Genomic DNA, 12,142 nt, shown 5'->3' with positions numbered 1-12,142 from the left:
GAAGAGCGAAGATTCGTCCTTGTTGGTTCCGATGATCAGCGGAATCGGGTGTGCATTGCCGTGACGGAACGCGCGCACCGGGTAGTCAGGGAGCAGATCACCGTCGACGATCGGCGCGAACGCCAAAGTGCCAGGCGTCTCCTGGGGGACGCGAGCAAACAGTTCGTCTGACGGCCCGATCAAGTCTTCGGCAGACGTGGACCGCAACAGACCCAGATCGCCTCCGCCGCTGAAGATCTCGAGGAACAGCTTCGCGACGATCTCACCACGTTCACTACCGTACACCGAAGTGGCGGGCGAACTTTCGGCAATAGCGCGATGAAACAGGCCGCGAGCGGACGGGACGGTCATCAGCGTCGTCACCGCGCCGCCACCTGCCGACTCGCCGAACAACGTCACTTTGTCGGGATCGCCACCGAAAGCCGCGATGTTGCCTTGAACCCATTGCAGCGCTGCAATCATGTCGCGGAGAGCGACATTGGGCTCGAAGGTATGTTCACTCGAATTGAAGGACGAGAAATCGACGAAGCCGAACACACCGATGCGGTAGTTGATCGAGACGACGACAACGTCGCCGTTCTCAGCCAATGTGGTTGCGTCGAAAAGTGGTTGGCTGGACGCTCCGCGGAAATACGCTCCGCCGTGAATCCAGACCATCACCGGTTTACCCGGCGCATCAGAACCGACGGCGCCCGGTGCCCACACGTTGAGGAACAGGCAGTCTTCGTCCATCGGAACGTTCTCACCGAGCGGGATCATCGCGAGTCGACTTTGCGGCTCACACGGCCCGAATTCTGTTGCGTCCTGGACCTCGGTCCAGGGCTTCGGCGGAACCGGCGCGCGAAATCGCAGCGGACCGACCGGAGGTGCCGCGTAACGAATCCCCTTCCAACTCGACACCGAGCCTTCCGTCGATCCTCGAACCGGCCCGTACGTTGTCTCGACTACCGGCGCTTCGCTGGGTGTGATCGTCATTCGATTTCTCCTCGAAAACAAGTTGCTACTTCGACAGGGCTTCGACAACGTGCGAGAGTTCCAATGCTGCCAGCATCAGGAACAAAACGGTCATGATTGCCGCATTGTGGCGGATCAGAGTGCTTTTGGTGGCGCTCAGTGCATCGGTCACCTTCGCTGAGGGCACGGCAGCCAATGCTGACAGCACGATCAAAGCGATGGACGCCCCTACCGCGAACAGGACGGAGTACGCGATCACTGATACCCAGCCGAGGTGCCCGCCACCGATGATCGAACCTGCCTTGAGTTCGAGCGGCAGGTTCTTCGCGTTGGGTACGGTCAACAACAGTCCCAGGACCGCGGCTTTGGCCGGTTGCATCGAGTCGATCTGCGCCAGCCACGACGGCATCGCCGGCTCGGCATCGTCTTTCGGACGGCTACGCCAACTCGAGTATGCGAGCGCCAGAAAACCGACAGTGAACACGACGGCGAACACCGTCTGGACGGTATGCGCGCTGCCGCTGGACTTCGATTCCACTCCGGTGGTCGAAAGTGCCGTCGCTGCTGTGATCGCTGTCGCGGCCAGCACGATGCTCGCGGTGTACGCGAATGCATTTGCCTTCGCCCGAGTGGACAGTAGGATCGCGATGATCGCAACCAGAGGAATCGGGCTGATGACGACGCCGGTGGCGAGTGGGATGAGCTGCGCAGTAATCGATTCCATTTCTGCGACCGTACAAGCGGCCAATCCGGCCATTGGCGAAACGTTCGGCCTCCACGACATCGCCACTCACGGTGTCACAGAAGCACGGCTGTGAGGACCACCCGGTCTTCCTCTTCGACAAGTTCGAGGGACGTTACCGTACCGGCGAGCGATTCAAGCCCGATCCCTGAGTCCCGTGCCACCGGCAGCCGACCCGGCGAACTGATCCGCACTACTACCGCCCGAGCATCGGCGAGTGTCACCTCGAGGAAGACGGGCCCTCCTGCACCGTGTTTCACGGCGTTGGTCAGTCCCTCCGACAGGATCTCCACCACGCTGTCGAGCCGAGCGGAGCCGGAACCGATCACCGCCCAGACTTCGTCGTCGACGTGACTGACGACCGGAATTGCGTAGCGCCACACCGTGACAAGATCATCGATACGCTTTCGGGCATCGGAGTCAGCCGGCTGATCGGATGACGCAGACAGGTCGCTTTCCAAGCCGTCGAGAATGTGGGCAATGGTTGCCGCAACATCGACTGGGCGACCGGCAACGGCGCCCGAAGACCATGCGGCCGCTACGAGTTCGCCCTGCACCGACGAGTGCAACAACCTGGCCAGTCCACGTCGGGTGTGCATGAGCTCGGCATGGATACGAGCTGCATCGAGCGCTTGCCGGCTCAGGGCACTGCGGAGTTGACGCTCCTCGTCCTGACGCTGCGTATCCGCAGCCCTGATCAGGCAGACGGACAGCGCAACCAACGGGTAGACGGCCATCGACGAGAAATAGAAAGTCGGGGTACGGCCGAACACCGTCAGGAGCAGCCACGTCGCGGTACTGCTGATCAGCGCACTCGAGCAGTACACCGCAGAAAGAGTCGCGATCCGTCTCAGAGGGCCGTCTCCGCTGCTGACAACTCGGCGAGCGCACGCATTGCCACCGACGAAGAGCCAGAAACCGACGCCGAGCTGGACCGCCGTGAACGTCACGCCGTAAGTCGTGAGCAGGTAGACGGTCACCAGTGCCGTGTACGCGAACACCGGTACGTACAGTGGCGCCGGTTCAACGCTGCGTACGACGCCGATCAGTCGATCTCTCGCCGTCAGCCGCACAGTCGGCGTCGGTGATTCGATCGGGGGAATCTCCCGGAACAGTCGATGACTCATCGGGCGAACCACGTCGTCGGAGATTCGCTTCAAGAGAGCTGCTCCTCGCACTCCCTCGAGTTCCGTTTCAGCAACCGCGTGCATGACCGTCTCGATACTGCGCTCGAGCTCTCGCCGACACTGCGCACGGGTTTGGCCGAGGCGGAATCGATCCCGGGTCTGTTGGAGTTGGACGGCGGCCCCGACAACCTTCAAACTCCGTTGCAGCGCGAGGCGGTCACGGAGAGCGCTTACCAGTACGGCGGTCAACGACAAGAAGACAACGCTGCACGCGACGTTGAGTGCCACCCGGACGAGCATCGGTCTGGGGTCGACGGGGAGTTCGAGCGCGCGGGTGATCGCGTCGAGGACGAACGGGCGGATCGCGCCGATCACTGCGAACAGGGCCAGGGCTGCGAGCTGCGATCGGTGTGCTGCAAGAACAGCCCTCGCCATCAGCAGCATCACCCCGACAACGCAGTGGGTCGCGAAGGCGCCGACTGCCATCACGCCTACTTCGCGCACCCCGGTACACAGGTAGTAGTTGGCCATCACGGTCACCGCGAACGGCAGCGTCAGAATCCAGGACCACTTGGTGACGATGTTCCGATCACCGAGTCGAAGCCACCACTCGCGCGGGTTCACACCGAGTCGGTCACTTCGGGCACACCGAAATGGCGGATGAAGATACTCGCAGCAAGCACTCGCGGATTGGTGGACGAATCGTGCGTCAATCCCAGGCTCTCGAGAGTGCGCGCGATGAGCTTCTCCACACCTCGGATCGAGGACCCACGATGCGCTGCGATTGCGCTGTTCGACCACCCGAGCGAGATGTAACGCAGAAGATCGAGCTGTGATCTGGTGAGGCTCGACAAGGCGGAGTCCGGATCACTCCCGAGCGTCGGTGGCTCGGTTTCCGTCAACGCGGCCTCCACTACGCCGATCAACTGATCCGCCGACTGGACAGCCGCCTTGTCCACGAACAACGATTTCGGCGGCACACCCGCAGAACCTGGCGCTGTCGATGCGTTGGGGTAGTTCGTCAGGAACACGATCGCGCAATGCGGAGCCTTCACGGTGACGATGTTCGCGAGATCGACGCCGTTCGGCCGCACGCCAAGGTCGATGTCCGTGACCAAGAGGTCAGGATCGAATCCGTCGAACTCCGTGAGCGCTTCGACCGCCGATCCGGCCGTATGGACCACGAACCCGGCGTGTGTGAGCGTGTCACCGACGAGCGCACGCATCAGTGGTTGGTCTTCCACCACCAACACCCGTCGCACCCACTGGCTGGTCTCCATGACCAGAGATTAACCGTTGGGAGAGTGCGTATTCGACCGAGCAGGTGGTGACGGATTCCGAGTAACACGGCAGTTATCAACCATGCGGGTTCCAAGCATTTCGCCCGATATGTCCCAAGCGTCGGAGCGCAGGGTGTTCCGAGTACACACCCCTTCGACCATCAGGACGGGCCATGACCGCACCGATCACCCCGAAGAACACCGCAGTACGACGAGCCACTCTGCTGGCAGTATGCGTGAGCACCGCAATGCTCATGCTCGACATCGCCGTCGTCAACACCGCCCTGCCGTCGATCGCATTCGATCTCGATACCGGAGTCAGCGCCCTGCAATGGGTGATCGACGCGTACACGCTGGCATTGGCGACGGTGGTTCTCAGCGCCGGATCGTGGGCAGACCGACGGGGTCGACGCCATGTTTTCATCATCGGCATTCTGTGGTTCACCACGGCATCTCTGTTCTGCGCTCTGGCGCCGAACATCTGGGTGCTCGACCTCGCGCGGGCCGCTCAGGGTATCGGCGGTGCCGTACTCTTCGCCTGCTCACTTGCCTTGCTGGCGGACGTGTTCGAGAAGGGTCCCCAGCGCGCGACTGCTCTGGCTGCATACGGCGCCACGATCGGGGGCGCGTTTGCCGTCGGCCCACTGGTGGGCGGGTTGCTCACCGAGTTGTTGGATTGGCGCGCAATCTTTTTGATCAACGTTCCGATCGGGTTGATCACACTGGCGATGACGGTGCGGTGGGTTCCCGAGTCACGCGATCCTCGGCCTCGCCGCGCGGACGTGCCCGGGCAGATTCTGGTGTCCACCGGCCTGGCAGCTCTGGTGTTCGGTTTGTTACGCGGTAACGAGGATGGGTGGTTCGAGCCGCAGCCGATGATCGCCGCGGTGATCGCCGCGGCCGCCATGATCGGTTTCTCCCTGCACGAGCTTCGTACCACCGAGCCCATGCTGCCCCCGCATCTGCTCGCCAATCGGGCCTTCGCCGGAGCGCAGATCGCAGCGTTCTCGATCTCCGCCTCCCTGTTCGCGGTGTTCGTCTACACGACCATCTACCTGCAGAACGTGCTGCATCTGTCTCCCGTGGACGCCGGCCTGGTGTATCTACCGGCGACGATAGCGATGTTCGTCGTCGCGGGCGCCACCGCGAAATTGGACGGGCGCATCCCCGTCTCGGTCTCGTTGACGTGCTCGCTTCTACTCGTCTCGGTGGGGCTGGTCATGATGACCGTCGTCGACGTGACCAGTTCGCCGTACGCGATACTTCCCGGATTTGTTGTCGCGTGCGTGGGGGCCGGGGTGTTCAACCCCGTCATGAGTGGGTTGGTTCTGGGCGAAAGCACTTCGAACCATTCCGGATTGGCCGCAGGGATCAACGACGCGTTCCGGCAGACCGGCATCGCAGTCGGGGTTGCCGTGCTCGGCGCCTTCCTTCCGGCGCAGTCGATGCTGCCCGGCGGACCACCGGACGACTTTGTCGGTGGACTTCGGTTGGCACTGTTTGTCGCAGCCTTCATCGCAGCTCTCGGTGCGTTGGTCTGTGCGGCGACGCTGCGCACTACCAGCGTCAACCAGACTCTTTCCGAGGAATCCGAGCAGATGTTGACGAGAACTAGTTGACCGTTTTGTCCTGCATGTATGAATTTCGCTCCTTAGAATCGAACCGTCCTGCGTCCGCAGGTACGAGGGGAAACGGATGATCTATCGACTGCTCGGGCCGTTGGAGGTCGCACGGGGTCCGGCGACGAGCGACGTGATCGATCTGGGCCCTCGAAAACAACGAACGGTCCTTGCCGTTCTACTGCTCAACCGTGGTCGCGTCGTCTCCACCGACCGGCTGATCGATGCTCTCTGGCACGACGACGCACCGGCGAGTGCGATGGCAAGCATCCAGGCGTATATCTCCAACCTGCGCCGAGCGCTACGCGTCGAAACCGGTACGGCGTCACCGATAGTGCGTCAATCGCCGGGCTATGTCCTCGAGGTCGCTCCGGCAGACGTCGATCTGTCGGTGTTTCTCGACGACGCCGAAACGGCGCGACAACACGCTGAGAACGAACGGTGGCAGCAGGCTTTGACGACCGCTGACCGTGCCCTCGCCTCGGTCCGGGGGCAGCTTCTGGACGACCTGAACGACGCGCACTGGGTGGAGGTGGAAGCCGCAGCCTTCAAGGAAGTGCGGACCGAGTGCCGGGAGACCCGGATAACGGCGCTTCTGGCTCTGGGGCGCCTGGCACCCGCGCTGGTCGAAGCTGCTCAACTCTGTGGCGAGTACCCGTTCCGCGACCGGACCTGCTGGCTGCGAATGGTTGCCCTGCATCGGGCGGGCAGGTCACCGGAAGCCTTGGAACAGTTTCGATTACACGCGTCTCGGCTCGACGCCGAGCTGGGACTGGAGCCCGGCGGGGAGCTGACAGCATTGCAAGGCGCAATCCTGCGCCACGAACCCGGCCTGGCCGCCTGGCCGCGCACTCCGGGATGGACGGGGGCCGAACAAGTGTCGGTCCCGGCTTCTCCCCCAGCCGTAGCAGCGATGCCCGAGACGGATTCCTCACGCTTGTTCGTCGGGCGCGACGCTCAGACGATTGTCGCCGACAAGATGCTCGACGACGTTCGCCGTGGCTCACCTCGCTGGTTGATCTTGACCGGCCCCGCCGGCATCGGCAAGACACGATTCGCCGAGGAGTGTTCGTCGAGAACAACGTCCATTCGAGGAGCCACCGTCTGGGCACGTTGCCCGGAGGACGACGGAACGCCGCCGTGGTGGCCGATCCGCCGACTGGTTCGGGAACTCGGAGCCGACGCCGATTTCGTACTGACGCCGCCGACGGACATCGATCCGGACGAAGCGAGATTTGCCGTCTACGAACGGGTTCGCACCACCATCGAAGCTGCGGCGAAAGATGCACTGTTGACCGTCGTCATCGACGACATTCAATGGGCCGATCCCACGTCCCTTCGTTGCCTGACCTACCTGGTCGGCGCAATGACCAGTGCCAGAGTCTGGTTCGTGTCGACGCTCCGAGACTCGGAAGTCGGGCCGGCAGTGCGCAAGTTCGAAGAAGCCGTACTCCACGGCGAAGGAAACCGAACCATGATTGTGCCGGCGCTCGCGCAGGGCGAGGTTGCAACACTCGCAAGGTGCGTCTCCGGGGACACGCTCGACGACGCGGAGGCGCGAACCCTGGCGGAACGAACCGGCGGCAACCCGCTGTTCGTCTCGGAGTACGCCAGGCTTCCCCGGAACGAGCGACTGGGCGACGGCATCCCCGTCGCCGTTCGATCTGTCCTCGGTCGACGGCTTGCCGCAGTGGAACCGGCAGTGTTGCACGCTCTTCGGGTTGCCGCAGTTATCGGCGACGCCATCGAGGTGTACACACTGGCCGCAGCCACCCGTCTCGATGTCGACACTCTCGCCGACCATCTCGACGCGGCTGCTGATGAACGAATCATCGTCGCGGACTCGGCAAACGGCGGTTACGTCTTTGCTCACGGCCTTCTCCGAGACGAAGTCCTCGAAGCGATACCCACGCTTCGTCGCCAGCGGATACATGCCCGAGTTGCCGAAGTGCTCGAAAATTCCTCCGATCCGGACCGGCTGAGCCGCCGCGCGCAACATCTGATGTCGGCACTTCCCCTGGTCGATCCACTCGTCGTTCTGGAGGCATGCACGGCTGCAGCTCAGGATGCGACCGATCGGTGGAGTTCGGAGACCGCGGCCGAGTGGTGGGAGGCAGCTGTCCGCGCGTTCGACTTACTTCCGGTGTCCCAGCAATCCGCTGACGATCGGGACGACCTGCTGGTGGCCAGAGTCGAGGCCCTCGCCCGCGCAGGTCGAGGGCAGACAGTTCTCGACGTCGTCAATGCCGGTCTCCTCGAGGCTGTTCGGGAGGGGCGAACCTCCGCCGTCGGACGATTGGCAGGCGCATTACTTCGGGCCGCCGGTGCGTGGCCGTGGGTTTCCTACGGTACCGATCCGGGACCACTGCTCGAACGGCTCGCGGCGGTCGAGCCCTTGGTCGAGAACGACAGGTCAGCTCACGCACGGGTTCTTGCTGCGCTGGCGGTGGGAAGTTGCTACCACCCCGAAGCCGAGATCCCGAATCGATGGAGCGCCCGTGCTCTCGACATCGCCCGCGAACTCGACGATCCGGATGTGATCGCGGACGCGCTGCTCGGACGGATTCTGCTTTTCTCCGGAGTCGCGGTGCACAGTGCGGAGTCCATGCGCCTACTGCGCGAGCTTTTCGAACTGCCGCACCAACAATCGCGTGTCGACAGCGTCGTCGCACACGCCGTCGCGAGCATGACGGAGATGAATCTGGCCAATGTCGATGCTGCCGTCAAACACGTCAGGCAGGGGATCATCGGCTGCGAGCTACTGAGACTCCCGGTGGTTCGGGTCCAATTACGCTGGATGGAAGCAACTCTCGCCGAATGGTACGGAGACTTCGCGCAAGCCCGCCGGCAGTACGAGACGGCCAGGCAGATCCATCTGCAAACGGAGTTGTACACGGCTGGCAGCGCAGATCTGGCGTTCAACACTCTGGAATGGGAGCGAGGTGCGTTGGCCGAATCTGATCCCGGTGTCGTGGAACCTGATTCGTGGACCATCGCCATCGACGCCGCCCGAGGCGAGCGCGAGGCCACTTCCGACGGCATCAAGAAGTGGCTGATCAATCGCGGGCCACAGACGTGGACGACATTGGGACACCAGACACTACTTGCACGCGTCGTGGCAGATCTGGAACTGGCCGAATACGCCGACACCTTCATCGAACTTCTCTCGCCACACACCCGCTGCATCGCAACGGTGGGCCATGTCGGTGAACTGGGCTCGGTCGCCGAAGCCTCCGCTCGGCTGCACGCGCTTCTCGGTCACGTCGAGCAGGCATCGACTCTCCTGGATCAGGCCGAGAAGATCGCAACTGGCTCCGGTGGAGCACCAACACTGCTGCGCTGTCGACTGCTTCGGGCGCAGCTTCGAGAGCCGTCCGCCGAACGTGAACGGGAGCTGACGGAAGTGGCGGCCGAATCGGAGACACTCGGCATGCGGGGCGTAGCTGAACGAGCGCGATCGACATGGCCCTGAACTGCGAGAATGCGCTTGGATAAAACTTGGATCCGCTCGGGATACATACGTCAAGAACCACCCAAGCCTGTTCGGACATCCTTCCCTTGACCGAAAGACGGATGAGGAAAGGAAGACCATGAACCTTCAAACCCCCACGCTCGACGCCGCGGTCGAATCACTGCGCGCAGAGGTGACCGGCTCCGTTTCCCTGCCTGGCGAAACGGGATACGAGTTGGCGATTCCGTGGAATGCAGCGGTTCCCGTCGCGCCTGGCGCTGTGGTGGCAGTCGAGAGCGCGCAAGACATTGCCGCAACTCTGCGATTCGCGGCGAAGTTGGGTCTGCGCGTCGGTGTTCAGCGCACCGGCCACGGCGCGGTCCCTCTCGGCAGTGACGTTCTCCTCGTCCACACCGGCAGGCTCACGGAGTGCGTCGTCGACCCCGAAAACCGCACTGCCCGAATCGGCGCGGGCTTGATCTGGCAGGACGTCATCGACGCTGCCGCACCCCACGGCTTGGCGCCACTGGCAGGTTCGTCACCCACTGTCGGAGTCGCCGGCTTCCTCACCGGCGCGGGCATCGGCCCGATGGTGCGCACGTACGGGCTCTCGTCGGATCACGTTCGTTCGTTCGACATCGTCACCGGCAGTGGCGAACTCATTCATGTCACCCCCGACGAACATGCCGAATTGTTCTGGGGGCTACGCGGCGGCAAGGCCACACTGGGCATTGTCACAGCCATCGAGATCGACCTACTACCGGTCACCCACTTCTACGGCGGTGCACTCTATTTCGACGGCGCAGATGCAAGCGCGGTCGCGCACGCCTGGCTGGACTGGGGCGCCGACCTGCCTGAGCACAGCTCGACCTCTCTTGCCTTTCTGCAACTTCCACCCCTTCCACAGGTTCCGCCACCGCTGGCCGGCAGGCTCACCGTCGCGGTCAGATTCGCAAGTCTTGCCGAGGAATCCGATGCCAAGTCACTGATCGACCGAATCCGTTCAATCGCAACACCCTTGATCGACGCAGTCGGTGTGCTGCCTTATGCCGCCCTCGGGGCAGTGCACGCCGATCCCGTCGACCCGATGCCGACGCACGAATCCACGGCATTGACCAACGAGCTGTCACACGAGGCCGTCGACGCATTGCTGGCCGCTGCCGGCCCCGGATCCGGTTCACCCCAAACCGTCGTCGAATTACGTCTCCTCGGGGGCGCCCTCGCACGGGAACCTGAGCACCGCAGCGCCTTCTGCCATCGTGACGCTGCCTTCTCGCTGTTCACCGTCGGAGTTCTTGTCCCACCGATGGTCGACGCGGTAGTCCCGCACGCCGAGACTCTCGGACGAACGATGGCGCCATGGACGAACGGGCATGCACTGCCCAACTTCGCGCCGAGCGTCGACCCGGAGAAGATCGCCCGCACCTACGACGAGGACACCGCTCACTGGCTGAGCGCTTTGGCGGACACGCATGATCCGCAGGGAGTCCTGGCCGTCGGTCAGGTCATGCGCCGGATCTCCTGAACTTCGCCAACTCTCGCAACCGGACCAGATCCCAGGCGTGCCGGGGGCGACGGATACCCGGTCGATCTCGGGGGACTCTGACCCTCAGCGCCTGCGGACTGACCGTGCACCTGACCGGAGTTGGCATCACCAGCGCCTCGCCGTCGACGCCGACCGGAATCTCGTCGGTGTCGGCGTCGACGATCACCTCGAATCCGGTGCCCTGAGCCAGACCGTGTTGATGCGCCCTATGGAGCAACCCGATGGCCTGACGGGCACTGCTGACGGAGATCGCGACGATTCCGAGAGTGCCCCTGTCCAATCGCGGCCGATGACCGAGCCCCGCCAGGTCGTTCATCTCGTACGGGCCGTTGCTGACCAGCACAGCCTGTGGACCCACCGCGGACACGCTCGGGGAGCGCGCGGTCAGCACCGCTCCGGCACGTCCGGCGAGGAGATCCGGGAGCATCTGCAAGAAGGTGCTGGTCTTGGCATCGCGGTACTCCGGACTCTGGACTACCTCGGCGTACGCCCCGAACGATGCGTTGTTGACGAAAGTTCGACCGCCGACGTTTCCCAGATCCACCGTGACCTCGACGCCGTCGACGAGCGCGTCGAGGCACCGTGACGGATCCTCGAGATCGAGCCCCAGATCCGCGGCGAAGTGGTTGCGCGTTCCCGCACTGACGACGAGGAAGGGCAGGTCGTTTTCGGCCGCGACAGCAGCAACCAGTGCCTGCGTTCCGTCGCCACCGGCAACACCGAGTAGGTCGGCGCCGTCCGCGACCGCCTGCCTGGCCAAGGCCGTCACGTCGATCTTCTCGGGCCCCTCGAGCAGTGCGACCGTGGCCCCCCGTTCCTCGGCCTTGCGTTTCAAGTCGAACTTCTCGACCTTGCCACCGCCGGAGTTCGGGTTCATCACGAAGAACGGTTTGACGGGCGGCGGTGCAGTTCGCTCGACAACCGGCAATTCCTTCTCCTCCCCCTCCAAGGCGGTGCGAGCGAAGATACCGGCTACGACGAACAACCCGATCGCAAGGAGCACCACCCACAGGAGGCGTTCTCGGACCAGGAAGGTGAGCACCACGATCGGCGTCAGAACCGCCACGGCCAACGAGAGCCAGCGGAGGAATCCGCGGGTGGTCAGAAACCAGTACACGGCTACGACGCACACGACCACCCCACCGATTCCCAGGATCAGCATGGTCAAGGTTTTCAGTCCGGCGAAGATCAGGAGCACCGCGACTGCAAGAACCAGGGCCGCGAAGGCTGCGCGCGCCAACCAACTCTGTTTCGACGAGGGCCGATCCGTGTGGGCAGAGGTCGTCATCGAGCCACCTCCCCGCGATTGTCATTTCGGCCGGTACTTCGACGCTATCCCTTCGAAGCAGGCCAGTCACCTACCGGCAAGAATCTCGCGATCGCGCACTGCTACTTTATGACGACACCTCGTCATAAAAAGGAG

General features: G+C 63.3%; 8 protein-coding genes. 3 read left to right on the top strand and 5 right to left on the bottom strand.

Annotation, left to right across the window (positions count from 1 at the left end):
- The 4 genes from A2J01_RS21895 to A2J01_RS21880 form a co-directional block, all read right to left on the bottom strand.
- The coding region (locus tag A2J01_RS21895; RefSeq protein ID WP_156519348.1) for a carboxylesterase/lipase family protein at positions 1-975 on the bottom strand (975 nt) is incomplete at its 3' end.
- A 25-nt stretch (positions 976-1,000) separates the two neighbouring features.
- On the bottom strand, positions 1,001-1,678 hold the full coding sequence (locus tag A2J01_RS21890) for a GAP family protein (RefSeq protein WP_064113576.1): 678 nt from the start codon (positions 1,676-1,678) through the stop codon (positions 1,001-1,003).
- A gap of 74 nt (positions 1,679-1,752) precedes the next feature.
- A complete protein-coding gene (locus A2J01_RS21885; RefSeq protein WP_064113573.1) occupies positions 1,753-3,447 on the bottom strand; it encodes a hypothetical protein in 1,695 nt (564 codons plus the stop codon).
- Complete coding sequence (locus A2J01_RS21880; protein WP_050654977.1) at positions 3,444-4,103, bottom strand: response regulator; 660 nt, start codon at positions 4,101-4,103, stop codon at positions 3,444-3,446. The genes A2J01_RS21885 and A2J01_RS21880 overlap by 4 nt, the downstream gene beginning before the upstream one ends.
- 173 nt (positions 4,104-4,276) lie before the next feature.
- Here A2J01_RS21880 and A2J01_RS21875 point away from each other — a divergent pair, with 173 nt between their 5' ends.
- The 3 genes from A2J01_RS21875 (at position 4,277) to A2J01_RS21865 (ending at position 10,698) form a co-directional block, all read left to right on the top strand.
- A complete protein-coding gene (locus A2J01_RS21875) occupies positions 4,277-5,722 on the top strand; it encodes an MFS transporter (protein ID WP_064113572.1) in 1,446 nt (481 codons plus the stop codon).
- 76 nt (positions 5,723-5,798) lie between these two features.
- A complete protein-coding gene (locus A2J01_RS21870; RefSeq protein ID WP_082900931.1) occupies positions 5,799-9,194 on the top strand; it encodes a BTAD domain-containing putative transcriptional regulator in 3,396 nt (1,131 codons plus the stop codon).
- A 118-nt stretch (positions 9,195-9,312) separates the two neighbouring features.
- Positions 9,313-10,698 carry an FAD-binding oxidoreductase gene (locus A2J01_RS21865; protein ID WP_064113571.1) on the top strand — a complete coding sequence of 462 codons (1,386 nt, stop codon included), beginning with the start codon at positions 9,313-9,315 and terminating at the stop codon, positions 10,696-10,698.
- Here A2J01_RS21865 and A2J01_RS21860 read toward each other — a convergent pair.
- Positions 10,679-12,007 (bottom strand): diacylglycerol/lipid kinase family protein, encoded by a 1,329-nt coding sequence (locus tag A2J01_RS21860; protein WP_064113570.1) that lies wholly within the window; start codon positions 12,005-12,007, stop codon positions 10,679-10,681. The genes A2J01_RS21865 and A2J01_RS21860 overlap by 20 nt on opposite strands.
- Positions 12,008-12,142: the final 135 nt, after the last annotated feature.

This window comes from Rhodococcus sp. EPR-134, from assembly GCF_001647205.1.
Classification (GTDB): Bacteria; Actinomycetota; Actinomycetes; order Mycobacteriales; family Mycobacteriaceae; genus Rhodococcus_F; species Rhodococcus_F qingshengii.
The sequence above is the reverse complement of the archived record's forward strand: the minus strand, read 5'-3'. Positions and strand labels throughout refer to the sequence as shown.